This is a genomic window from Gluconobacter sp. NFX36 (assembly GCF_049887835.1).
GTDB classification, from domain to species: Bacteria; Pseudomonadota; Alphaproteobacteria; order Acetobacterales; family Acetobacteraceae; genus Gluconobacter; species Gluconobacter japonicus_A.
This window is the reverse complement of sequence record NZ_JAGEKJ010000001.1, coordinates 61080-85468: the sequence shown is the minus strand read 5'-3', so window position 1 is coordinate 85468 and position 24389 is coordinate 61080. Positions and strand designations below refer to the sequence as shown.

Here is a 24389-nt window from a genome sequence, read left to right as displayed (position 1 = left end):
TTCAAGCGCCACAGATCGGCCCGAAAACGGCCTCGATGCGCGCTTTTAAGGAACTTGTCGTGAATGGCTTTGCAAGAAAATTGTTTACTCCAGAAGAAATGGCCTGCTGCACCAAGTCTTTACTCGCCTGCCCTGTCAGCATGATGAAGCCAGTTTTTGCGTTTTGCGAAGATGCACGCACAGCTTTCAGCAATTCTAGACCATCCATATCCGGCATGTTAAAATCAGAAATAATCAAATGCGTCGAATTGGTCTTGAGATGCTCCAAAGCTTCCAAGCCGTTACGAACCCCAGCTACATGTACGAACCCCAGTTGAACAAGACTGTTGCGTAGAAGCGAACGAATGGATGTTTGATCATCCACAAGCAGAACGGACATGGATGAAGCGGAAATCATTGATAACTCTCCTGAGTACGATGTTCAGCAAGACGAAGAATAGACGGTCCAATTTCAGGTAATGGTAACTGCATCTCCACAGCCCCACATTCAAAGGCTGCTTTTGGCATACCGTAGATGACAGACGTTTCGCGATCCTGCCCGATGGTTCTCGACCCAGCGCGTTTCATGGCAAGCAACCCACGAGCACCATCAGTTTCCATTCCTGTCAGAATAACCCCGATGGCAAGACGTCCAGCCGCTTGAGCTACTGACAAAAATAACGCGTCAACAGAGGGTCTATGTCCATTAAGCGGAGGGCTGCATACAAGATGACAACTATACGAAGCCATACGCCCGGTACGACTCACTTCAGTATGGGCCTCGCCACCAGGGGCAATAAAAACTTTTCCTCTGGCCAGCTTGCATCCATCCGTCACAAGAGAAACTTCTGGTCTTGAAATGGTATTAAGGCGACGTGCAAAATTACCAGAAAATTGCTGAGGCATATGCTGCACAATGATCGTCGGAGGACAATCCTCTGGAAAGCTCCCCAGAACTTCCCCAAGAGCCTCCACCCCGCCCGTAGAGGCACCAATCGCAACGATAAGATCAGAATTAACTAAAGAGCCCCTCATCCCGCCTGAGCGAGGGTTCTCGATCTGAAGAGCTGCTCGAACGACAGCATCTGCCAGACCGGCAAAGACAGCCTCTCCCTGCATACCAGAAGACTTGGAAAAGCATTCTACCGCACCTAATCGGCACGCCATTTCAGTCATTTCGCTCCGTGACGTCAGGAGACTGGAAACCATGACAACAGGCATGGGTCGAAGCCGCATAATTTTTTCAAGAAACTGCAAACCGTTCATGCCTGGCATTTCAACATCCAGAGTCAATACATCAGGGTTGAGTTTCAAAATCAGGTCTCTGGCTTCCAGCGGCGTACCAGCCGTTCCAACAACCTTGATTCTAGGATCCCGTTTAAGAGCAAGCGTTATCAGCGCGCGACTGGTTAAAGAGTCATCCACGACCAGGACAGAAATAACTCCAGAATAAATTTTATGATCTCTAGTGATCATTCTACTCTCTTATATGAATTAAGACCAACAGATCTCAGTCCAAGCATATTGGGGTTTGAAATTCTTTCTGAGTGACCAATGTATAGTTCTCCGCCAACATGTAGTCTCTGTGCCAAGCGAGACCATAATTTTTCTCTAGTCATTTTATCGAAATAAATCGCGACATTCCGACAGAATATTGCATGAAACTTCGAGCGAAACGGCCATTCTGCTATAAGATTTAGGGATTTAAACCTTAACCGATCTGATATTTCCTTTTTAAAGGTAAATTGATTTTTTTGTTCTAAGCAAAATTCATTAAATATTCCTGAAGGAATGTTTTTTTTCCTTCTAAAGAATAAATTCCAGCTTTGGAACGCTCCAGCATGTTGTTATCAATATCAGTGCCAAGAATTTTCACTTTTGCACATGGTAGAGACATAAGAATTTTAGACGCAGTCATCGCAGCTGAATAGGCCTCTTCGCCGCTAGAACAAGCAGAAGACCATACTCGAAACTCCTCACCATTTTGTATTTTTTCAATAAATTTATCTTCTATTAATTTTGACAAATAATAAAAATGATGTTTTTCCCTATAAAATGATGTCACATTTGTTGTTAACGCGGATACCATTTGTAACCGCTCATCAGTACTCTCCTGAATGAGCGTACAATATTCTTCGAAGCCTGATAGATTATTTGCTCGCAATCGTTTATTGAGACGTGAGCAAATAAGATCTTTTTTCTTTTCATTTAAAATAATACCTGAAACATTGAAAGCGATCTGAGAAATAATCACCAAAGATCTCCGAGAGATTTTTTCATCTTGCTTAATCAATTTAGACATTCTTTTATCAAATCTTTAATATTTAAAATAAATATCACACGACTATCAATAGATATCACTCCATCAATAAAATTATAAATATCATAATGACCGATATCAGGAATATTTTTTACATCATAACTATTTAATTCTATTATATCAGATACGTTATTAACAGAAAAAGAAAATTTTTTATTATTGCAATCGACAATAATAATTGCTTTCTTATCATATTCTTTATTGTTTTTATTAATTTTTTTACAAAAATCAACAAGAGGAATTACTGTTCCGCGAATATTAATAATTCCTTCTATATAGAATGGTGATGAAGGAATAGGTGTAGCTTGAGTCCAGTTTCTAATTTCGCGTACAGATTCAATATCAATTGCATACTCTTGATTGCAAGATGTAAAAATCAATATTTTATTCATTATTACTCTCCAAAATCAAAATTTTTGTTGCTTTTTCTCAGTGAGAAACTTTCTACAAGAAAATCTACATCAACAATAAGAGCTACACTGCCATCACCCAGAATAGTAGCCGATGAGAATCCTGATACTTTTTTATAATTTTCTTCTATTGATTTAATAACAAATTTAGATTGATCTATTATTTCATCAACCATAATAGCTATCTTAGATTTTTTTTCATTTTCTATTATCAAGCAAGAATTACTTAATTCTTTTCTATGTTCGTTGTTTATTAAATCGTAGCAATTCACTATAGGAATATATTCATCTCGATACGGATATCCATATGCATTTTCGGAAATTTCAAACATTTTGTTTTTTTGAAAAAGGAATGCCTCTACCACACTAGACACTGGCACAATAAAATTTTGTTTTTCCACTCTAAAAATCAATCCTTCTACAACAGCCAATGTCAATGGAAGTGAAATTGAAAATAATGTTCCTTTATTTTTTTGTGTATATATGGAAATATTTCCGCCTATTTCTGAAATGGATTTTTTAACAACATCCATTCCAACTCCTCTTCCAGACAGATCTGAAATATTATCGACCGTAGAAAACCCAGGTGAAAAAATAAGATTTTCTATTTCATCTTTTTCTATTAAAAAATCACTCTTAATAATTCCTTTTGAAAGAGCTTTTTTGTAAATTTTATCACAATTTAAGCCTGCACCATCGTCTTCAACTTCGATGATTATTCGACCAGAATGATGAAATGCACGTAAAAATAAATTACCTTCCGCAGTTTTTCCTTCACGCATACGAAGATCTGCATCTTCAAGTCCGTGATCTATGGCATTACGTACCATATGCGTTAACGGGTCAGATAATTTTTCCAAAATAAATCGATCGACTTCAGTATCTTCACCCTCAAGATGTAGAATTACTTCTTTTTCAGAAATTCGACTTGTCTCACGTACAATGCGTCCCATACGTTGAAAAACCATTTTGATAGGATGGGCCCGCATCGCCATGACATTTTCCTGCATCTCATGAGTGAGTTGCTCTAGTTCAGAAATAACAATATCCAAAGCAGAACCAGGACGAACGTTATTTATCCTCATTTGGGTTCGAATGGCACCCTGATTAATGACTAACTCGCTTAAAAGATCGACCAAATTATCAATCCTTTGAGTATCGACTCGAATAGTTATACTTTCTTTACGATAGGAAAATTCTTTATTTTCGTCATTTGGTTTCTTATTATTTTTCTCCTGTAATTTATTAAAATTATCCAGAAACTGTACTTCTAAATTATTTCCAGACCACTCAAAAATCTCTTCAATTAAATCCTTACTGTACGTAGTTTTTATTTCAACATACCATGTTGCGTACGTCTCCCTTAAATCAAAGCGATCAATATCTGGAAGTACATTATCATCTAAATTTGATATAATTGCCCCTAATTTACTTAATGAATGTAATATATTTAAGATATCATCCCCATTTTTATAAAATTTAATTGTTGTATTTATTTTAATAAAAAATGTATTATCTATTTTAACATCAATTTTAATAGGATTAAATAAAATTTCATCTATATTTTCTGAAACACCAACAATTTCATTATGATTTTCTACTTCTTTTAAGTATAAATTTAACTCTTCATTAATGTCATCCTGAACCGCAAAATCTGTTCCATCTCGATAAAATGCTACAATATCACTCAGTACGTCTGCCGCTTTCAAAAATGTAGCGATGGATGCATGACTAACCACGCATTCTCCAGAACGAAATTTTTCTAATACAGCCTCGAAAAGATGAGAAAACCGAACAAGTTTCTCCATTCCAAAAGCTCCTGCTCCCCCTTTTATAGAGTGAACTGCCCGAAAAATTGTGTTGATTTTCTCACCACTCTCTTTCTCCCCTTCAAGAGAAGAAAGCTCTTCCTCAAGAAGACTTAACTGCTCTCCACACTCTTCAAAAAATATCTGACGTATATTTTCTAGATCATCATTTTCAACATAATTATTCATGCTGAAACTCGCTCTATAGCGCTTACAACTCGATTTGAATCAAACGGTTTTACCAACCAACCTGTTGCACCAGCCCTTCGTCCTTTTTCTTTCACCTCCAGACTACCTTCAGTCGTTAGAAAAAGAATAGGAAGAAATCTTGTCTTATCTATCTGTCGCAATTTCTTTACTAGCTCGAGACCATCCATACGAGGCATGTTAAGATCGGTAATAATGACCTGTGGGCTGAAACCCTCTAATTTATCAAGAGCATCAACCCCATCTTCTGCCTGACAAACAGTATGCCCTACGCTTTCTAACGTATCGTTCAGAAGCTTTCGAATTGTCCGAGAATCATCAACAATAAGAATATTCATTATGCCGTTTCCTCATCCAAAATTCTTCTAGCTCCCATCAGAGCCAAGGTTTTTTCTAGTTCAGGAGACGGATTCTGGATTTTAAAGCGCTTATTTCGGGAAAGTGTTGTTTTTCGAGACGACAGGATTATCTCAAGACAGCGGCCACCCAAACGTTTCACTTTTCCACCGTCTAAGAGAGCGTCTCCTGATAGCGTTTTCAAGCTTTTCAGAAGGTCTGCAGCAGCAGCTGTATCAAGAATCTCTGGTAATTGCATAATTTCCATTATCGAAACTCCTCCCATCCCTCATCGGAAGTCTGATAGGTTTCTGTAGCAAAATGCAGAGAAGGTCCTTCATTACGCGACTGCACTTCTGTCTGAGCGGGGAGCATAACGTCACTGTACAAATGAAAATGACGAACAATCTGAACCAATTCTCCCGCTTCTGCGCTGAGATTATGACTCGCGGCCGTCGCTTCTTCGACCATTGCCGCATTTTGCTGCGTATTTTGATCCATCTTTCCAACAGAAGTACTAATTTCGGAAAGATTATTTGCTTGTTTCTGGGCCGTGGTTGCAATTTCGTTAATAAGGAGGCTGATTTCTCCCACATTTCCTACGATTTTTTTCATTGCTACTCCCGTTTCCTGGACAAGAGTTGTGCCTTGACTGATCTGCTGAGTACTTGATGTAATCAGACTTTTAATATCCTTGGCTGCATCAGCAGATCTCTGTGCCAATGCTCGCACCTCTGTCGCGACAACGGCAAAACCTCTACCTGCATCCCCTGCTCGGGCAGCTTCCACTCCAGCGTTCAAAGCCAGGAGATTTGTCTGAAAAGTAATATCATCCAACAATCCAAGAATTTGACCAATTTGCGTAGATGATTTTTGAATATCCAACATTGCTGCTGTCGCTGCAGCCATTACGGCTCCCGAGCTTTCTGCTTGTTCAACGGTTTGTCGTACGACAGCGCTTGCATGCATTGCGGCTTCAGCAGTTTTTTTTACTGCCTCGGTCACTGCGCCAACAGATAGAGTTGTTTCTTCAAGACGACTGACCTGTTGCTCCGTCCTGCGCGCGAGATCATCTGCAGCAGAGGCAATTTCCGCTGATCCGGAAGAAATTGTACTGACGCTGTCATTCAGAGACATGAGGATCTTCTGAAAATCTTCAACTGTAATATTAAAATCCAGCCTCAACTTCTCGTATCGATTTGGAAACGCTTCTTCCAGCCGATAATCCAGACACCCTGCACGCAATTTATTGAATGCCACTCCAAGAGTGTCTGTTAGTTTCTCAAAAGACTCGATCTCAGTTCGGGCATTTTTTCTTTCGCTCGCAGCATCTTCCTGTGCCTGTGACAGAGCCTTAAGAACTTCTGATGCATCTTTATTGCTGGCAAGAAGGTCAGCATGCGTTTGTTGCAACCGGTCTTGTATCGCAATCAGTTCGGGAATCCTTCTCCCTGGCGGAAGAATATTCTGATACGCGAGAACCTGCGAACCGTTTGAAAGAATATTAGCTGGCCTGAATATCCTGAAAAACTGCAGAAACGCACTTAATAAAAGAGCGACTAAAAGCAATTCCTCTGGCAACATTTTCAGGAGGTAGGGCGCTGGGGATATCCCTTCTGGAATTACCCTGACGTGCCAGAATGCTCCTCCTGCCAGAACCAACACGGGAAAAAGTGCTGTCATCCAGAAAAAAAAGCTGGAGGCAATGCTACTTTCAGAACGTACGGTCACATGAGAGGAAAACATTCCAGATTGCCCAGCCATAACAACTCCCTACATTCCGCAGATACAAGACCTGCAAACGTGGCAACGTGTTTAGCTGGAACTGATTGATACTCCGTTAACAGCACTCAGAGAACTCACTCAGCGTTGGCGGCAGCCTATTGCGCTGACTTCCTGTCCGGGTCGTCAGAAGGGATGTCTGTATCGTGTTGGACGTATAGCTTGCTTCCCCGCTCAATCCACAAACGGTAATGCTGCATAAAATCACTCCCAAGCAGCACATCCCCTTCAGGAATATCCTCAACAACAGTCAGGCGAATATTATGAAAAACAATGCCGCCGACTTCGAACATCGAAAAAAGGTGATGATAAGCTTTCAGGGGATCGTGAGTAATACCCCACGTCAGGCTGACCGGATCCTGCTGGAGCATTGCACGTGTTACACCTGCACGGCGAGCCGCGCTCCTTGTAACGAGAGTATTGGCAGAACCAGTATCTAAAGTTGCGTCTGCCGCGTGGTCATTAATTTTGACCTCCAGCGTCGTCTTCAAAGAATCTGATGAACTATGGGTGACAGGAATGGTGTGAATTTTTCCTCCCCATCCCGGCGTCGCACTCGGACAATTTTCCGTCCTCACCAGACGAACGACATGATCAGGAATATCAATGATCGTATCGTAATTGCTGAGAAAATCGTTTCCAAATAATCCTACGATCGGAAGGCCATCAATGGATGATCCAAATTTTCCTCCTGCAATAACAGTAAAATTGGATGCTTTGGATGGCCCCATTTCCAGGCTGTCAACTTTCACTGCCTGGCTAAACTCCCGTCCCCCAACCCCCTGTATGGTTCCATAGGCCCCCAGAACCTCTAAACCCAAAGGATCAACATGGGATGTTCCTATCAAGGACACCGTAGCGCCGGTATCCACGATAAGAGCCACTGGATGACCGTTGATGCCCGCCCGAACAACAGGGGAGCCAGAACGATTGATGATTGGCATCACTCCGCTCGTATAAACCGTGCATTGACGTTCTCCTGTCTGCGCACAGGCTGCCAGTCCTGACATCAGCATTCCGATAACGGCACCCTGCCCCCATGCTCGCATACCGCTTCTCATCCCGCTTTTCATTATTGCAAACAATGACACTTGTCCCGCAGGAGCAAATTCTCCCGCAAGTGACTTTTTTTGTTCGAAAAGCATTTTTTTTGAAAAAAGCCTCTTGTCACCCCCCCGGGAGATTGGTAAATCACCGCCACCGACCGAGAGGACGCCAACACGGCCCCGAACGGACGGTCCAAAAATCGCTAAAAAGCGGTTTGCGGGTGTAGCTCAGTTGGTTAGAGCGCCGGCCTGTCACGCCGGAGGTCGCGGGTTCGAGCCCCGTCACTCGCGCCACTCTCCTGAAAGAGTGGCATAAAAACTTCCCAAAAACTCAAAATATTCCATAAAACCTAATTGAATTAGGTTTTCCTTATCATTTCACCGTTACAAACCGTTACCTTTCGTTCTGAAGCGATACGGTTTTGGTAAGGATGCATTAACTCTGCCGTACGACACTGATGCCTCCAATTTTCCCTCAAGGATGCATCATGTCTTCAAGCATTTCTTCCGTTGCCGCATCGGCTATGTCGTCCCTATACGGCACCACAAGCAGCCAGAGCGCGTCTTCAACGTCCTCCACTCAGGAGACGACGACCACAACCAATGCTGACGGATCCGTCACAACGACGGTCACTGATTCTTCAGGAAACGTCGTTTCTGAGACGACGACTGGTGGAACGTCTTCCAAATACAGCAGCAATCATGAACTGGACGTTACTGCTTAAAAAAGACAGGGTCAGGCCGTAAGGTAAACGTCCAGCACCTCGTCTGGCGTTCCATCCATCCGGATCCGGCCATCTTCCAGCCAGATAACCCGCGTGCACCATTTACGCATCACATCTGGCTGGTGAGTAGAAATTACCAGAATATCCGCGTGCTGGACCATGGCCTCAAGACGCTCCTGCGCTTTGTTCATGAAAGCGCCATCGCCCGCTAAAAACCATTCATCCATCAGCAAAATCTGCGGCTTCACAGCCGTTGCCAGGCCAAAAGCCAGACGAACCGTCATGCCCGAACTGTAAGTTTTCACAGGCATATCCATATACGAACCCAGGTCGGCGAAATCCTGCACGTCTTGGTCAATCTGGCTGATTTCCGCCTTGGATAGTCCAGCATGCAGACCGTAGAGGCGTATATTCTCCCGCCCCGTCAGTTCCATATTCATGCCGAGGCTGGCATCCAGAAGTGTGCCGATAGACCCTTCCAGCCTCGCACGGCCCCCCACCGGTTCGTAAATACCAGCCATCGCACGCAGAAGCGTAGTTTTGCCCGCACCATTCCTGCCGATCAGCCCAAGCCGCTCTCCGGATTTCAGAACAAAGCTGACCTCTCGCAGAACACTCACTACGGTGCGTTCACGCCCGTCCTGCATGAGGTGAGCTGCGGGTGAACCCGGACGCAGGCTGGAGATCGTGTTGCCGACATGCTTTTTCAGCGAGCGGCTCTGACCATGATAAAGTGGGAAATCGATCTGGAGCCGATCAATAGCGATGCTGGGCATAGGTCAGATCCAGTAAGGGATACGGGCGCGCATCCGGCAGAACAGGGCCGCAGCCAGCCCCCACAACAGAACGCCCTGCACAATCGCTGCGATCCATAAAGAGGAACGCACATCATAGCCCATCAGAGGACCACGCATGATTTCAAGAATTGGGTAGAACGGGTCCAAGAGCAGATACTGTCGTCCCACGTAAATCAGATCCGGTTTCCAGATCACAGGCGTGACGAAGAAGAAGATCTGAAGGATCGAGGACATGATTGGCGCAATATCGCGGAAACGGGCACCAAGCATGCCAATCAGAAGAATGATTGCAAAACTGTCCAGGAACCAGATGGGCAGACTGACCAGCAGGCTCCAGCTCTGCTTTGGCCAGACATGATAAATGCCGAACACGACAGCAATCACCACGACATTGTGCAAGAACGTCAGCACGTTGCGAACGACAAGCCGGATAACAGGAAGCGTCGCAGGAATGCGCCTTGCGTGGAAGAGAGACGTACTCTGAGTAAAGACTGTCGCAGCATCATTGATGACACCACTGATATATCCCCACAGAACAATCGACAGTGACAGAAACGGCAGGTAGTGGGGCAGATCCATGTGGAAAAGGTAGCCATAGACGACCCCCATGGCCGCAACCATGATGGCCGTTGAAAGCGTCAGCCAGAATGGTCCAAGGATCGAGCCGCGATAGCGCAGTTTGATATCCAGCCAGCCCAGCGCAAGCGCAAGCGGCAGCAGGCGGATACCCGCCTTCAGGTCATTCAGGGCGGCCCGCACACGGCCGAATCCTCTCTGTGGCGAGAGATCAAGTATGGGAGTACGGGAGTTGCTGTCTTCCATGAGCCTCTCCCTACCATGAAAGAGGGTTCTGCCCACCCCTGCGCACCTCTGGAAATACATCCCGAGCCATAAAAGAATGTTTTCCCTTGCATCTGGCGTCATCCTCGTCGACATGCTGCGGTCATGTCTTATGCTGTGAAGGAAATGTTCGTAACTCTCCAAGGAGAGGGTGCGCAGACGGGCCGTGCGTCCGTGTTCTGCCGGTTTGCCGGGTGCAACCTGTGGTCAGGCCGGGAGCAGGACCGCGAGACGGCGGCCTGCCGCTTCTGCGATACGGACTTTATTGGAGTGGATGGTGAAGGCGGTGGCCGCTTCAAGACCGCTGCCGATCTAGCCGAAACCATTGAGCAGTGCTGGAAAAGTGCTGCGGACGAAAGTAGCCGACGTTATGTCGTCTTCACGGGTGGCGAACCTCTCCTGCAACTGGATGCGGAACTGATTGCCGCTGTCAAAGCCAAGGGGTTTGAAATCGCCGTCGAGACGAACGGGACAATTGTCGCACCTGCTGGAATTGACTGGGTGTGCGTCAGCCCCAAGCCGGGCGGTCCTCTTGTTCAGACCAGCGGTGCGGAACTGAAGCTTGTCTATCCACAGGCCGAACTTCCGCCTGAAATGTTCGATGGCCTGTCGTTCCAGCATTTCTGGCTTCAGCCTATGGATGGTCCTGCACGACTGGAAAACACACAGGCTGCGGTGGCTTACTGCCTCGCCCACCCTCGCTGGCGCCTGTCCCTGCAAACTCACAAACTGATCGGAATCCCATGAGCAACGCCGCACTCGTTCTGTTTTCTGGCGGCCAGGATTCCGCAACGTGTCTGGCCTGGGCGCTATCCCGTTTTGATCGGGTCGAGACTGTCGGATATGCCTATGGCCAGCGCCATCTCGTAGAGCTTGAATGCCGGGACACGCTCCGCGCTCGAATGGCCGAGCATTCCCCTGAGTGGAAGGCGCGCCTTGGCGAAGATCACACGATTGATCTCGCCTCTCTTGGTGCAATTTCTGAAACGGCCCTGACACGCGAAGCGGAAATTGGTTTCAGCGAGAGCGGCCTACCGAATACGTTCGTACCGGGCCGCAACCTGATCTTTCTGACTTTCGCGGCAGCCCTTGCCTATCGCCGGAACGTCAAGCACATCGTCACTGGCGTATGTGAAACCGACTATTCGGGCTATCCGGACTGCCGGGACGATACGATCAAGGCCCTTCAGGTCGCGCTTAATCTTGGCATGGACCAGCGTTTCGTCCTTCACACGCCTCTGATGTGGATCGACAAGGCACAGACCTGGGATCTGACGGAAGAACTCGGCGGAAAGACACTCGTTGATCTGATCAACCATGAGAGTCACTCGTGCTACATGGGAGACCGGACCCATCATCACGCCTGGGGTTATGGCTGCGGCACCTGCCCGGCCTGTGAACTCCGTGCGGATGGCTGGCGTCGATACTGCGAGAGCAAGGCATGACGGCAGAACTCGTCTTCACCCGCCGTTTCTGCATGGGCCACCGGCTGATCACCGGGGGCAGCGAGAAATGCGCCATTCCGCACGGTCACAATGAATATGTGAAGGTAACACTCAGACCCGTTGAAGAGACGCGCTTGGACGGTCATCAGAACATGATCCTGCCATTTGCAGACGCCAAAACGCGTTGGCATGATTTTGTGGATAACAGCCTCGATCATGCTCTTCAGCTTTCAGAGCATGACCCTCTTCTTTCCTGGTTTCGGGATCATGAACCTGAGCGTGCGCGCAGGATCGTCGTCACGCCCGGCGACCCGACAACCGAAGTTATGGCCGCTCTTCTGCTCGCCAAACTGACGGCTATTCTGGCCGCTCAGGAGACCAGTCTGCGTGTTCACGCATTGGAACTGGAAGAAACACCGACCAACACCGTGCGCCTGACGGGTGATTCGGCATTTTATCTTCCGAAAGTCAGCCGGGCTCCCCAGGAGTGCTGGTGGAACCGGGCTGATATGAGCATTTCAGACTTCTGAAAGTTTTCAGCCGCGCAGGAGCGACAGAATTTCCATCCGCGCGGCGTGATCGTGTTTCCATGTTCCACGAGCCACGGTTGTCACGGTCGTAGAGCCGGGTGAGCGAACGCCGCGCATACTCATGCACATATGCTCGGCCTCGATTACGACCAGAACGGCTTCCGGCGCCAGAACATCTTCCATGGCCTGAGCAACCTGATCGGTCATACGCTCCTGAAGCTGTGGGCGACGGGCAAAACCTTCCACAACACGCGCCAGCTTACTGAGACCTGTCAGGCGGCCACCTGCTGGCAAATAGGCCACATGAGCCTTGCCATGCACCGGGAGCAGATGATGCTCGCACATGGAGTGGAAACGAATATCCTTCACAATCACCGCGCCATGATGCTGATCTGCGGAAAACTGCGTCTTCAGATGCTCCCGCGGATCTTCATACAGGCCACCGAAAACTTCCAGATACATCTTGGCCACACGTTGCGGCGTATCCTGCAAGCCTTCACGCTCCGGGTTTTCACCCACGGCTTCCAGAATGGTCCGGACAGCATTGGCAAGCCGTTCTTCCGCATCCGCAGGCCGTGACAAAGCGCCCAGCGGTCGCTGTTCGTCTTTGCAGGCGGTCATGGCAGTAGCGTTCAGATCGGTCATGGCGGGTTTCAGGCTCCTTCGTTCCCTGACGCGGTGCAATCCGGATCACGCCGGGTTACGTCTCCGCTGGTGCGAGGCAGGACTGCTAGCGCGTCCGCCAGCCGCCGTCCACCGATGACATGGTCAGCAGCAATTTCAGCGAGCGGTTCGAGAACAAAAGCCCGGTCAAACAGATGACGATGCGGAACCGTCAGAATACGGTCGGACAGGCTACGCTCACCATAATACAGCACATCGATATCAACGGCCCTGGCGCCCCATCGTGTCCCCGGAATGCGCCCCAGATCCCCCTCAATGACTTTGCAGACCCTGAGGAGAGCATGAGGGGTCAAAGTCGTACGACCCGTCGCGCAGAGATTGACGAAGGAAGGCTGATCAATCCCGCCCCATGGAGCGCTATCATAAAAGGAAGAAACATCCGTGATATCCAGCCCGTTTTCCATCGACAGACGATCGAGAGCAGCATTGAGTGTCGCTTCGCGTTCTCCAAGATTAGCTCCCAGAGAAAATGCAACCTCATGAATCCTGTGTCGCGTTACAGTCGTGGCTGTCTCCGACACCGGGTAAGGCACAGGAGCGGATGGCTTGTGAACGGTTACAAGAACGACTTCGACGCGTTCCAGACGCTCCAAAATGTCATTCGCAATACGACCGGCCAAAGCCTCAATCAGACCCATCGGCTTACCGGCGACGCTTTCCGCTGCGATATCGCAGAGCGTGCCGTAACAGACTGCCTGTCTGTAATCATCCTCCGCAATCGCGCCTGACAGATCAGCCCGGATTTCAATATCAATAATGAACCGCTGTCCGATGCGGTTCTCTTCCGGCAGAACGCCGTGATATCCAAACAGGCACAGATCCCGAACAAAAACGGATGTCAGGGGCACCGAAATCATACAGCCTCCTTGAGGATACGTCGGACGGAAAGAGCATCAGAATGTTCCCGGATATCATGAACGCGCAGAATATCGGCCCCAAGGTCTGCCCCCACCAGATTAGCCGCCAGCGTTCCAGCCAATCGATCTTCTACCGGGCGCCCCAACAGATATCCAAACAGAGACTTCCGGGAGAGTCCAAGTAGGATCGGAAGGTCGTATTCCTGCTTCAGAATTCCGAGAGATGCGATCGCCTGAACATTCTGATCCTGCGTCTTTCCGAACCCGACACCGGGGTCCAGAATGAGGCGCTTCCTCTTCAGACCTGCTTTTTCGGCAAGTTCCAGAGAATGATCGAAAAAACGCCGCCAATCTGCCAGTAGATCAAGCTGGTCATCCACTTCATACCGATTGTGCATGATAACCGCACAGGCTCCGCTATCCGCAACAACCGACGGCATATCCGGATCTGAATGGAAGCCCCAGACATCATTGATGAGTCGTACGCCACCTTGCAAAGCTTTACGGGCCACGACGGCTTTCGTCGTGTCAACCGACAGAGGCACCCCTTCAGGAACCAGTCTGCTGAGCACGGGTTCGAGCCTGGCCCATTCCTCATCTGCCGGAACTGACCGAAAGCCAGGGCGTGTGGATTCCGCACCGATATCCACAATGTCTGCGCCGTCCGCCAACATCTCCCGGGCATGCGCCAGCGCTGTTTCGGGAGACTGAAAAAGACCCCCATCCGAAAATGAGTCCGGCGTGACATTCAGGATGCCCATCAGCGCCGGCCGTCCCATGGCATGAGGTTTGGACAGCCAGAGCGCATGCCCCTCAGAGGCAGACAGAAAATGCTGTTTCATCAGACGCGCGTGACCTTGCCGACCCGGCCGATCAAAGAGGACTGTCTCAAACCTGCGTAAAAGAACATAGAGGAAGGGGATCCCAAACCAGATCTTCCGCAGGGCATGGACGGCCAAGGAAATACCCCTGCACCTCGTTGCACCCCTGCGCCTGCAAAAAGCGGTAATGCTCTGGAGAGGATACCCCTTCTGCCGTTACGGCGATACCCAGATCTACTGCAAGTTCAATCGTGTTGCGTACAATGGCCGCGCTTCGGGAATCCTGGAAAATATCCTGCACAAAGATAGTATCGAGCTTAATCTTGGAAAACGGAAACAGACGCAGATAGCTCAGCGCCGAAAATCCTGTACCAAAATCATCCAGAACGAGCCTGACACCCTGCTGATCCAACAGCCGGAATGCCTGATAAACGGCGGGTTCAGGCCGCAAACCAAGCATTTCCGTCACTTCGATCTGCAAACGTCGCGGGTCCAGACCTACATGAGAGAGGATCGTCAGAATCCGCTCCGCCACATCTGGCTGAGAAAAGCGGGTCGCCATCATATTAACAGCAACCCAGAGGTGGGATGGCCATTCAACGGCAACCCTACAGGCCGTTTCAAGCACCCAGAAATCGAATTCGCTCCCCTGCCCTGAAAACTCGATCAGACCGATAAGTCGTTCAATGGAAAGCGGCCCATGTCGAGAGCCACTCCATCGAGACAGCGCCTCAAATCCATTGATTTCCCCTGTCTGGGCATCCACAACAGGCTGGTACACAAGCGAAAAACTCTTCTCCTGAATAGCCTGGCTGACGTCCTGCAGCAGAGCCTGCTGGTGTTCCTCATCTTCCTGTGTAAGGCGTTCGTAAAATGAATATCGGTTTCCGGGTTTTCCTTTTGCGGCATGAAGGGCCACCTCGGCAGCTTCAAGCAGAGCCTCAAGACCTTGCCCCTGACAGGAAACAAGAGCAATCCCGGCCGCGACACTGGCAGCAAGGATCATACCGTCAGTGAGGATTATAGGCTGCTCAAATAACGCTATTAGCTCAAGAGCCATCCGTTTTGCCTCTTCCGGCCCGGTAAAAGCAGCTCCCTGCATGATCGGAGAAAACGCAAATTCCGTTATTCCGTAACGTCCTGCTACGCCGGATTTTTCTTTGGAAAACTGCAAAAGACGTTTCCCAATTTCGGTAAACAGCACATCCTGTAGAACGCTATCCTGCGTCTTCACACCGTTACGAGACAGACTGTCCACTGAGAAAAACATCAGACTGCACAATGGAGGTTGAGCCGATTTTTCAAGCATCCTGGCTTGCAACTGTTCACAAAACGCCAGACGGTTTGGCAAACCCGTTACAGCATCATGCCGGATTCGTGCCGCATACCGAATCCTTGCATTCCGTTGCCTCGTAATATCAGCACCGATCCCACGGTAGCCCTGAAAGACGCCTTGGCTGAAAACCGGATGTCCGGTCATAAGCCACCAGATCGTTTCTCCACCTGAACTGACCGGAATACACAGATCTCTGAATGCCAACCTGTTGGCAAGGCAATGACCGAAATGTACGGTATCGGACATGGGCTGCCCATCAATCCAGGGTAAAGGCCTGCCTGGTTGAATAACAGGCAATGCCAACAGATCAACAAGCTGTAGACCGGCAATTTCTGCAGAAGATCGGTTCAGAATCGTACAAAATTTATCGGAAGGCGTCCGTACACAGCCATCCGCATCAGTGACCCATATCCAATCACCAGTATGACTATCAGATCCACGGGTCATCATGCTGATGATCTCATTGCGCTCCCGCTGTTCAAGGCGATCCAGAAGAAGGCGCTGCAAGAGATAACGACCAAGATGACTGCCCCCCACCACGAACAGACCGCAGACTGTTATCTCCAGAAAAATCGAAAGAATGATGAATGCCAGTGCACCGCAGAAATGCTGCGCCATCACAAGACAGGCTGCCGCAACGACAGGAAGAGTCAGCGCTTCGACGGATCCACTGACAACCAAGCACAGCAATAGCGGCGCAAAAAGCCCCGTACAGACGATCACTGCAAGAATATGAATGCGTTCACTTGGAAGATGGAAAACGTAGACCAGAAACCATCCCCAGACAGCCCCCAAGGCGCCATTCAACACCCTGAGTGATCTGGCAATCTGTGCGTAGGTCCAGGCGAACTCCATTTTTTCGCCACAGACATCCCCCTTCTCACCCAGCCGGCTTTTGGCGGCCAGTCTGTAGAAACTATTGAGAAAGGACCATTTTAAAATCGTCCATAACCCCACAAGACTCTCGACACATGCCACGAGCATAAAGGCTGCTTTGTGATCCAATGACCACAGGCATCCCCCCGCGACAGCCGCGCTGAGAAATTGGGCGAACAGAAAGAACGGAAGGAAAAGTGCCAGAATACGCAGACGGGAATAATCAAATGCAGGTTGCAAATGCGTTGGCACAGGGGATGGGCCAGGAAGAAAAGACTGAGCCAATATCCGGACCGCACGAAGCACGGGGAATTTGCGCATATACCGCCAAAAAAAGACAGATCTGGAACGCGAGATATTATCGTCAGCCTCAAAAAACGGCTGTTTCTCTTTATTATCCTTGGGATTGAACAGTAAATTCAATGCGAAGGCGCTCCTTGCTTCGCGTGTTTTTCTGTCTGCCATCAGGGCCGTACCAGGGGAGCGTTCTGTTTCAGTTAAAACATCGAGCGACGACGCCATGTCGCAGCTTGAGGTATATGAAGAAAGATTACACAGATTATCTTCAAGAAAAACCCGTCAATAAAGAAATCACCTGCCGCCAATACCTACAGCAGGTATAATTTCAAAAATTTGACGAGGTGCACTCTGAGGACGTGATCAGGATTTTTGAGCCTGCTCCAGAAATGCATCCATTTGATCAGCACTCAATGCACCGGGGGCAACTGCTGCGGCACCGAAAATAAAGGTCGGGGTTCCATCAAGCCCAATGGCGCGCCCCTGATCCAGATTGGTCGTAATCAGTGCGACAGTCGCGGTCGAACTCATGTCCGTCTTGAGCCGATCAGCATCCAGCCCATTCGCCTTTGCCAGTTCCATGACGCGCTCCATGGTCGGCTTGGTCGTATCTTCCATGAGCGCCTGACGCATGACGCCGTATTTTCCCTGCGCACTGGCGGCGAAAATAGCGCGCGTATCCAGAACACTTCCACTTCCCAGAACAGGAATGACCTTTTCAACCAGCCGGACGTCCGGGTGACGGGCCAGGAAACGGTCAACTTCCGGGATCATGGCGCGGCAGTAGGAACAACGCGGATCATAGAATTCTACAACCGTGATCTTTCCTTTCGGATTACCTCGCACCGCATAATCCGGCGCGGTCTGAAGATCATGCAGATGAGCCCGCACAGCCTCGAGTGCCGAATCCTGTTTTTGCCGTTCCGCTTTTTCCCGAAGAGAGCTGATCGCATCCGTCAGAATGGACGGATCTTCTTTGAGAGCCTGTCGCAGGATCTGAACAACTTCGGCACGCTGCGCAGGCGTGAAGGTCTCCGGCTGGCTTGCAGGCGCAGCTCCTGCCACGTTTCCACTCAGAGAAAACATGGAAAAAGCGGCAAAAGCCGTTGCGAGCAAAGGATGTTTCACGGGCAGCTCCAGATTGGCAGACGTCGTGGCACCGTAACGGCAGCTCATGATTAAAGAAAGACTGTCACAAAGAGAAGCAGCCAAGGCCCCTCCCACAAGAGCGCAATACCCGTTATGACTGGAAAAAACTGAACGTCAGAGCTGCTTCCCATTCGAAGCAACTCGCTTGCCGGACCCAAGACCAGAGAGTGGAGAAACGCCAGGTGGCGCACCGTCGAAACCAGATTTCCATCCACGGCATCGTCAACGCACGCCGTGCCTCCATCCTTCTGGCCTCGGTAGCCTCGGGGCTCCTCCTGTCAGCATGTTCCAGCATTCCAGGTATCAGTTCTCTCGTTGGCCCGGCTGCTGCCCCTGCCCTGACAGGAAGTATCGGAACAGTCGTCGCTGACGAACCCCAGGCAGCTCTGGTCGGGCATGACGTTCTGGCTCGCAGCGGCAATGCGGCTGACGCAGCAGTTGCAACAGCTCTTGCTCTGGGTGTCACACTCCCCTCCCGCGCTTCTTTTGGCGGCGGTGGGGCCTGCATTGTTTCCCCCCCGAATGCCCCCGCGGAAAGTGTCAGTTTTCTTCCGCTCCCCGGCACAAGTTCTGGCGGAGACCGACCAGCCTCTACGCCCGCCATGCTGCGCGGCCTCTATCTGATCCAGCATCAGTATGGCTCTGTTGAGTTCAATGATCTGATCGCACCGGCGATGAACCTTGCCAGTAACGGCGTCACCGTCAGCCGCGCGCTGGCCTCCGACCTGTCAGTTGTCCGGACAGCCCTCCTGGCAGATGAGGGCGCGCGCGCAATCTTCGGACGCGGTGAGGCTGGAACGGTCACCGCAGGTGACAGCCTGATCCAGCAACGCCTCGCAGGCTTTCTCGAACGCGTCCGCTCTGCAGGCGTCGGCGATCTCTACAACGGCGCACTGGCTGACGTTTATTCAACCGCTGCCCAGAAAGCTGGTGGACGCGTCAACGACGAAGACCTTCGCAAGACCCTCCCCATCCAGACCGTTGCTCTGACGACCCAGACCAATGGCCTTACGGCAGCCTTTCTGGCACCCCCTGCCGATGGTGGACTGGGCGCTGCAATTCGCTACACAACCGGCGCTTCTGCTCAAGGTGCTGTTGCTTCCTGGCGCGCCTCGGGTGCAACGGATATTGCAGCCGCACAGGCTGCGCTGGATAGCGGCAAGAGCGGTGGCGGCTCACTGCTGCCCCTCCCGGCTTCCACTTCTTTCGTCGTGACAGACCGTAACGGCATGGCTGTCGCCTGTAGTCTGAGCGAGAATAACCTGTTCGGTACGGGCCGTATCGCTGGCAATACCGGGATTGTTCTGGGGGCCTCTCCAGCTTCAACGCCTCGCCCACTCCTAGCCGCTGCCATCCTACGGGATCGTCGCGGTCTCCGCGCAGCGATCGCAGCATCCGGCCAGAATGATGCATCTGATGCCGTCGGTGAAGCGGCACGAGCTGTTGCTCAAGGGGCCGAGATTTCCCATTCCGGTTCTGGTCGCGTCAATGCGATCACCTGCGCAAGTGGTAGCGCCTGTCACGGTAACACCGACCCGCGTGGTGCTGGTCTGTCCGCTGGCACCACAAACTGACATTATCCGGTAAAACTTTGCAACAGGCTCCCCGCCACCAGTGACCAGCCGTCCACGATCACGAAAAAGATCAGTTTGAACGGCAGAGACACGGTACTGGGGGGGAGCATCATCATGCCAAGGCTCATCAGAACACTCGAAACGACGAGGTCGATGACCAGAAATGGCAGATACAACAAAAAACCCATTTCAAAACCACGGCGCAATTCGCCGATCATGAAGGCCGGAACCAGCACCCGCCAAGGTGTATCCACCAGCTTTTCCGGCGGCTTTTCATGAGCGATATTCAGAAAAGTTGAAATATCGGCCGGTCGCGCCGTTGCAGCCATAAAATCATGAAATGGCTGTGCAGCCTTGCTTAGCCCCTCCATTTCTCCAACCTGCCCCGCCATCATTGGTGCCACACCGGTATCCCAGGATTTCTGGAGCGTCGGCTGCATCACGAAGAGCGTCAGAAAAAGAGCCAAACCGATTAGAACCGTATTCGGGGGCGTACCCTGCGCACCCAGCGCACTTCGCAACAGGGACAGCACAATCACAATCCGGGTAAAAGCCGTGACCATGACCAGAAGACTGGGCGCAAGGGACAGAACGGTGATGAGCGCACTGAGCTGCACCAGACGGCTGGTCGTCCCAGCTCCCCCAGACTGCCCCAGATCAATACTCACTGCCTGGGCATGAGCCAGATGAGGAATGAGCCAAGGCAGGGCCAAAACAAGAAAAAGGACCCAACGCTTCACGAGGCATCCTCCAGAGCGGACGTAAACGCTGCGCCCTCATTCTGCCATTCCAACAGAACGTCCTGTGTCCCGCCTGTTAAAACCAGAACTTCACGACTGCCATAGCGCACGACCGAAAGACGCCGCGTCCGATCCAAAGCCATCTGTCCAACCAGCGACAATGCCGCAGTCCCGCCTTTCAGACCGCTACGCTGCGGCGAAACGAGCTTCAACAGCGACTTGAGGCAGACAAGCAGCACAATTACGAACATTAGCGCTGAACAGGCAGTCAGACCGTCATGCAGGGTCATGGCATCAGGTTTCCTTCACTTTGAAAGGAATGATGCAAGACAAAGATTAATAGACGCCTAATACCGCGCCATTCTTTCTCAAATTCTCATCACGCAGCCACCCGATCCTCCAGAATCGGAACCATCATCAACCATTTATTAAGCTGTTTCATTCATGATCCCTCCTGTCGAGCCGCTATCCGGCACCGCAGGGAGGAAAACTGCACCAATGCGCAACACAGACACCACCTCAACCAGTGGAACCAACCTGTTTGCCTTGGGTCAGGACCGCCTGAACTGGCTACAGGCCCGTCAGCAGGTTCTGGCGGGCAACATCGCCAATGCAGACACACCCGACTACAAACCCAAAGATGTCTCTCCCTTCGAGGCGGCTCTGGGCCAGTTCGACATCACCCCGGTTGCGACACAACCCGGCCATTTCGGGGTCAGCACCTCTGATACTTCCGTGCGGGAAGTGGACTCCGAAAGTTCGCTGGATGGAAACCAGGTTTCCCTCGACCAGCAGATGGAACAGGTGGCGGACGTCAACGATCAGCAGCACCTCGCGGTTAATATCTATGGAAAATACATGAGCATGTTCCAGACGGTTCTTGGTAAATAAGGCGCCCTGACACATGAACCTCTCGAATACCATTGGCATCTCCGCCAGCGGCATGGACGCACAGGCCCAGCGCCTTCGTGTCGTCGCTGAAAATCTGGCCAATCAGGATACGACCGGGTCAACGCCCGGCGCCGATCCCTATCGTCGCAAGACGATTACTTTTTCAGAGCATATCGACGATGACACGGGCGTATCCTCCGTTGATGTTCATGATATCGGCCAGGACATGTCAGACTTCCAGACGAAATATGACCCGTCTCATCCAGCAGCGGATGCAAAGGGTTACGTCAAGATTTCCAACGTGGATTCCATGGTGGAGATGATGGACATGCGCGAGGCGGAACGGTCCTACGAAGCCAACCTCAATACGATGCAGAGTTCGCGCACCATGCTGTCGCGCACGCTCGATCTTCTGAAGTAATCCATGATCACATCCCTTTCCCAGGCCCATAGCGCCTACGCCCAAAGTTTGCAGAACAGCCTCCAGACAAGCGTGACGGACGATGTTCCCGACAGCACATCCGGCAATGATTTTGGCTCTGTCATGTCACAGGCGGTCAAGAACGTCATTGCCACAGGCCATGATGCGGAAACCCAGTCAGCCGCCGGCCTGAACGGTGGCGGAGACATGACCCACATCGTCACAGCCGTTTCCAACGCTCAACTCGCGCTCCAGACGTCAACCGTCATCCGGGACCGGATGGTGCAAGCGTATCAGGACGTCATGAAAATGACGATCTGAGCCATGCAGGCGATCGATCTCGGCGCCATTCTTGAGCAGACGTTCATCGTTACCCTCAAGTTGAGTGCCCCCGCTCTGCTCACGGCTCTTGTGGTTGGATTGCTGGTCTCTCTTGTGCAGGCGGTTACGCAGCTCAATGAAAGCACACTGTCCTTCGTCCCAAAGGTCATTGCCATTGGCGCTGTCATGATGATGGCAGGGTCATTCATGACAGCAACACTCCTGACATTCACACGCCATCTTTTTGACCAGCTCATTCTCGTCGGCACAACATGACTCCCATGTTTCTGCCTACGGACCTCGCAGGGCCTGCGCTAACGGAATGGGCCCTCGCTTTCCTGCTCGTTCTGTCCCGCACGGGAGCGACGGTCATGGTCATGCCGGGACTTGGGGAACAGTCTTTGCCCATGATGGTCCGGGCTGGCATTGCCCTGACGCTGACCTTTCTGGTCCTGCCTCTCGTTGCTCCTCTGCTGAATATGGGCAGGCTTGATGCTCTGGGGCCTTTGGGGTTGGGCGGGATGATTGCGGTTGAACTCTTTGCGGGCGTTCTGATTGGCTGGCTGGCCCGGCTGATCACCATGGCCCTTCCTATCGCAGGCCAGATGATCGCCATGTTCATCGGTATTTCCAGCGTTCTTCAGCCAGACCCGGATCTTGGATCAAACAGTTCAGCTCCGGCCAGATTCATGAACCTTCTTGCGCCCCTGATGCTTCTGATCACCGGAGCCTATATCTTCCCGGTTAGGGCAATGATTGGCAGTTATGACCTCATTCCCCCCGGGGGTGCCCTTATGGACCAGACTACCATTGATCATTGGCCAATCCTCGGAGATGCAGCACACAGCGTCATTCAAATGACCGGCAAGGCCTTTGCACTCGGACTAGAACTCAGCGCGCCCTTTCTCATCCTTTCCCTGATCTGGGAAATGATGCTTGGCATTATGACGCGCCTTCTTCCTGCTCTACAAATCTATAATGCTGCCAATCCTCTTCAGATGCTGGGAGGAATTGCCCTTCTTGGACTGACGCTGCAGGCCATGCTGACCGTCTGGCAAGGACAGGCCTTTGACGTGCTGCGCGCTCTGCCGGGTCTGTAATCCATGGCAGACGCAGAAGACAGAACACAAGCCCCGTCCCAACAACGGCTTCAGAAAGCCCGGGATGATGGCCAGATTGTTCTCTCCCGTGAAGCCATGAGTTTCATCGTCCTGATGGCCGGAATACTGGGTGTTTTTACACTTCTGCCTTTTCTAGTGACGGATTTTGTCCGTAGCATGCAGAGCCTGATGGCCAATGCCGGGACTGTTTCCATGGTTCAGGACGGTCTTCTGGTCGCTACAGAACATTCCATTGTCGCGGGGCTGAAACTGGCTATTCCCGTCGCTGGTCTGGTCACAGCACTCACGTTGGCAGCAGGTTTTTTACAAACGGGCTTTCTGATTCATCCCGCCTCACTCCTCCCTAAGATGTCCCGTGTTTCACCTATGGCCGGTCTGACACGCATCCTTGGTGGCGGTACTCTGCCGGATACATTCAAGGCCGTTATCAAGCTGCTTATTTTTACGGCAGTCCTCTGGCAGCTTGCCAAAGGCATCATTCCCGATGCGCGCAGTATGACGGGTCTGACTACAGCGGCCATCCTGACAAAAATTGCTCATCTGGGTTTCAGCGGCGCCATCAGCATGGCTCTGGCACAACTTGTCATTGCGGGCGGGGATATTTTCTGGATGCGCTTCCGCCACACCGCCAAGCTCAAGATGAGCCGGGAAGAACTGAAAGAAGAATATCGGAACACGGAGGGTGATCCTCACATCAAGGGGCAACTCAAGGCCCTTCGAGCCAGACGGGCCAAACAGCGCATGATGGAAGCCGTCAAAAACGCAACAGTTGTCGTAACCAACCCCACCCATTATTCGGTAGCGCTCGTTTACGAGAAGGGGAAATCCAGCGCACCCCGAATTGTCGCCAAAGGAATGGATGATCTTGCTGCTCGGATCAGGGAGACGGCGCAGGATCATCGTGTCCCGGTCGTCTCTAACCCGCCTTTGGCGCGTGCGCTCTTTCCTCTTCCTCTTGAAAGCGAAATTCCGGCGGAACATTTCAAAGTAGTCGCCGCGATCATTGCCTATGTCTGGAAACTTAAAAGGCCAGGCAGCCGGAGTACCCCGGCAGAATAAAAATCTTGCCTTTCCCG

General features: G+C 50.7%; 28 protein-coding genes, 1 tRNA gene and 1 pseudogene. 12 read left to right on the top strand and 18 right to left on the bottom strand.

Annotation, left to right across the window (positions count from 1 at the left end; translation table 11 throughout):
- Position 1: 1 nt before the first annotated feature.
- The 9 genes and pseudogenes from J4P41_RS00415 to J4P41_RS00375 all read right to left on the bottom strand — a co-directional run bounded on the left by J4P41_RS00415 (position 2) and on the right by J4P41_RS00375 (position 7903).
- Positions 2-397 (bottom strand): response regulator, encoded by a 396-nt coding sequence (locus J4P41_RS00415; protein ID WP_023944789.1) that lies wholly within the window; start codon positions 395-397, stop codon positions 2-4.
- Entirely contained in the window at positions 394-1455 is a 1062-nt protein-coding gene (locus J4P41_RS00410; RefSeq protein WP_426065727.1) for a protein-glutamate methylesterase/protein-glutamine glutaminase, read from the bottom strand. The genes J4P41_RS00415 and J4P41_RS00410 overlap by 4 nt, the downstream gene beginning before the upstream one ends.
- Positions 1452-2281: pseudogene (locus J4P41_RS00405) on the bottom strand (CheR family methyltransferase). Before J4P41_RS00405 ends, J4P41_RS00410 begins: the two are co-directional and overlap by 4 nt.
- Entirely contained in the window at positions 2269-2691 is a 423-nt protein-coding gene (locus J4P41_RS00400; protein ID WP_426065726.1) for a chemotaxis protein CheW, read from the bottom strand. The pseudogene J4P41_RS00405 and the gene J4P41_RS00400 overlap by 13 nt, the downstream one beginning before the upstream one ends.
- Before the next feature lie 2 nt (positions 2692-2693).
- Complete coding sequence (locus J4P41_RS00395; protein ID WP_426065725.1) at positions 2694-4706, bottom strand: chemotaxis protein CheA; 2013 nt, start codon at positions 4704-4706, stop codon at positions 2694-2696.
- The gene (locus tag J4P41_RS00390; protein WP_426065724.1) at positions 4703-5062 is read right to left on the bottom strand and encodes a response regulator; all 360 of its coding nucleotides are present in this window, start codon (positions 5060-5062) and stop codon (positions 4703-4705) included. Before J4P41_RS00390 ends, J4P41_RS00395 begins: the two co-directional genes overlap by 4 nt.
- Entirely contained in the window at positions 5062-5328 is a 267-nt protein-coding gene (locus J4P41_RS00385) for an STAS domain-containing protein (RefSeq protein WP_426065723.1), read from the bottom strand. The genes J4P41_RS00390 and J4P41_RS00385 overlap by 1 nt, the downstream gene beginning before the upstream one ends.
- Positions 5328-6824, bottom strand: a complete 1497-nt coding sequence (locus J4P41_RS00380; protein ID WP_426065722.1) for a methyl-accepting chemotaxis protein — start codon at positions 6822-6824, stop codon at positions 5328-5330. The genes J4P41_RS00385 and J4P41_RS00380 overlap by 1 nt, the downstream gene beginning before the upstream one ends.
- Positions 6825-6940: 116 nt before the next feature.
- On the bottom strand, positions 6941-7903 hold the full coding sequence (locus tag J4P41_RS00375; RefSeq protein ID WP_426065721.1) for a retropepsin-like aspartic protease family protein: 963 nt from the start codon (positions 7901-7903) through the stop codon (positions 6941-6943).
- Positions 7904-8105: 202 nt separating this feature from the next.
- Between J4P41_RS00375 and J4P41_RS00370 the strand changes: the two genes are divergently transcribed.
- Positions 8106-8182 (top strand) — tRNA-Asp (locus tag J4P41_RS00370).
- Positions 8183-8376: 194 nt separating this feature from the next.
- Positions 8377-8613 (top strand): hypothetical protein, encoded by a 237-nt coding sequence (locus J4P41_RS00365; protein WP_426065720.1) that lies wholly within the window; start codon positions 8377-8379, stop codon positions 8611-8613.
- 11 nt (positions 8614-8624) lie between these two features.
- Here J4P41_RS00365 and J4P41_RS00360 read toward each other — a convergent pair whose 3' ends face one another.
- Complete coding sequence (locus tag J4P41_RS00360; protein WP_426065719.1) at positions 8625-9389, bottom strand: ABC transporter ATP-binding protein; 765 nt, start codon at positions 9387-9389, stop codon at positions 8625-8627.
- A gap of 3 nt (positions 9390-9392) precedes the next feature.
- Entirely contained in the window at positions 9393-10232 is an 840-nt protein-coding gene (locus J4P41_RS00355) for an ABC transporter permease (protein WP_426065718.1), read from the bottom strand.
- A gap of 123 nt (positions 10233-10355) precedes the next feature.
- Here J4P41_RS00355 and queE point away from each other — a divergent pair, with 123 nt between their 5' ends.
- From queE to J4P41_RS00340, 3 genes are read left to right on the top strand one after another with little or no spacing between them, the layout of a single operon-like run.
- Positions 10356-10997 carry a 7-carboxy-7-deazaguanine synthase gene (queE, locus tag J4P41_RS00350; protein WP_426065717.1) on the top strand — a complete coding sequence of 214 codons (642 nt, stop codon included), beginning with the start codon at positions 10356-10358 and terminating at the stop codon, positions 10995-10997.
- A complete protein-coding gene (gene queC / locus J4P41_RS00345; RefSeq protein WP_023944775.1) occupies positions 10994-11695 on the top strand; it encodes a 7-cyano-7-deazaguanine synthase QueC in 702 nt (233 codons plus the stop codon). Before queE ends, queC begins: the two co-directional genes overlap by 4 nt.
- Positions 11692-12225, top strand: a complete 534-nt coding sequence (locus J4P41_RS00340) for a 6-carboxytetrahydropterin synthase (protein ID WP_426065716.1) — start codon at positions 11692-11694, stop codon at positions 12223-12225. Before queC ends, J4P41_RS00340 begins: the two co-directional genes overlap by 4 nt.
- 6 nt (positions 12226-12231) lie before the next feature.
- Here J4P41_RS00340 and folE read toward each other — a convergent pair whose 3' ends face one another.
- From folE to J4P41_RS00315, 5 genes are all read right to left on the bottom strand, one after another.
- A complete protein-coding gene (gene folE / locus J4P41_RS00335; RefSeq protein WP_426065715.1) occupies positions 12232-12870 on the bottom strand; it encodes a GTP cyclohydrolase I FolE in 639 nt (212 codons plus the stop codon).
- Positions 12871-12878: 8 nt separating this feature from the next.
- Positions 12879-13766, bottom strand: coding sequence for a 2-amino-4-hydroxy-6-hydroxymethyldihydropteridine diphosphokinase (gene folK / locus J4P41_RS00330; protein WP_426065714.1), 888 nt, complete (start codon positions 13764-13766; stop codon positions 12879-12881).
- Complete coding sequence (folP, locus tag J4P41_RS00325) at positions 13763-14608, bottom strand: dihydropteroate synthase (protein WP_426065713.1); 846 nt, start codon at positions 14606-14608, stop codon at positions 13763-13765. The genes folK and folP overlap by 4 nt, the downstream gene beginning before the upstream one ends.
- A gap of 46 nt (positions 14609-14654) precedes the next feature.
- Positions 14655-17120 carry a putative bifunctional diguanylate cyclase/phosphodiesterase gene (locus J4P41_RS00320; protein WP_426065712.1) on the bottom strand — a complete coding sequence of 822 codons (2466 nt, stop codon included), beginning with the start codon at positions 17118-17120 and terminating at the stop codon, positions 14655-14657.
- A 339-nt stretch (positions 17121-17459) separates the two neighbouring features.
- The gene (locus tag J4P41_RS00315; protein WP_175266246.1) at positions 17460-18275 is read right to left on the bottom strand and encodes a DsbA family protein; all 816 of its coding nucleotides are present in this window, start codon (positions 18273-18275) and stop codon (positions 17460-17462) included.
- A 152-nt stretch (positions 18276-18427) separates the two neighbouring features.
- On the opposite strand from J4P41_RS00315, the gene J4P41_RS00310 reads away from it, so the two are divergent.
- Positions 18428-19819 carry a gamma-glutamyltransferase gene (locus J4P41_RS00310; protein ID WP_426065711.1) on the top strand — a complete coding sequence of 464 codons (1392 nt, stop codon included), beginning with the start codon at positions 18428-18430 and terminating at the stop codon, positions 19817-19819.
- A 2-nt stretch (positions 19820-19821) separates the two neighbouring features.
- Here the strand turns inward: J4P41_RS00310 and fliP are convergent, their stop codons facing one another.
- The gene (gene fliP / locus J4P41_RS00305) at positions 19822-20559 is read right to left on the bottom strand and encodes a flagellar type III secretion system pore protein FliP (RefSeq protein WP_426065710.1); all 738 of its coding nucleotides are present in this window, start codon (positions 20557-20559) and stop codon (positions 19822-19824) included.
- Positions 20556-20849, bottom strand: coding sequence for a hypothetical protein (locus J4P41_RS00300; protein ID WP_426065709.1), 294 nt, complete (start codon positions 20847-20849; stop codon positions 20556-20558). The genes fliP and J4P41_RS00300 overlap by 4 nt, the downstream gene beginning before the upstream one ends.
- A 208-nt stretch (positions 20850-21057) precedes the next feature.
- Between J4P41_RS00300 and J4P41_RS00295 the strand changes: the two genes are divergently transcribed.
- From J4P41_RS00295 to J4P41_RS00270, 6 genes are read left to right on the top strand one after another with little or no spacing between them, the layout of a single operon-like run.
- Positions 21058-21450, top strand: coding sequence for a flagellar basal body rod protein FlgB (locus tag J4P41_RS00295; RefSeq protein ID WP_061932798.1), 393 nt, complete (start codon positions 21058-21060; stop codon positions 21448-21450).
- A gap of 13 nt (positions 21451-21463) precedes the next feature.
- On the top strand, positions 21464-21871 hold the full coding sequence (gene flgC / locus J4P41_RS00290) for a flagellar basal body rod protein FlgC (protein WP_023944765.1): 408 nt from the start codon (positions 21464-21466) through the stop codon (positions 21869-21871).
- 3 nt (positions 21872-21874) lie between these two features.
- On the top strand, positions 21875-22192 hold the full coding sequence (locus J4P41_RS00285) for a flagellar hook-basal body complex protein FliE (protein ID WP_426065708.1): 318 nt from the start codon (positions 21875-21877) through the stop codon (positions 22190-22192).
- A gap of 3 nt (positions 22193-22195) precedes the next feature.
- A complete protein-coding gene (locus tag J4P41_RS00280) occupies positions 22196-22468 on the top strand; it encodes a flagellar biosynthetic protein FliQ (RefSeq protein WP_426065707.1) in 273 nt (90 codons plus the stop codon).
- The gene (locus J4P41_RS00275) at positions 22465-23292 is read left to right on the top strand and encodes a flagellar biosynthetic protein FliR (RefSeq protein ID WP_426065706.1); all 828 of its coding nucleotides are present in this window, start codon (positions 22465-22467) and stop codon (positions 23290-23292) included. The genes J4P41_RS00280 and J4P41_RS00275 overlap by 4 nt, the downstream gene beginning before the upstream one ends.
- Positions 23293-23295: 3 nt before the next feature.
- Positions 23296-24372, top strand: coding sequence for an EscU/YscU/HrcU family type III secretion system export apparatus switch protein (locus J4P41_RS00270; RefSeq protein ID WP_426065705.1), 1077 nt, complete (start codon positions 23296-23298; stop codon positions 24370-24372).
- Positions 24373-24389: the final 17 nt, after the last annotated feature.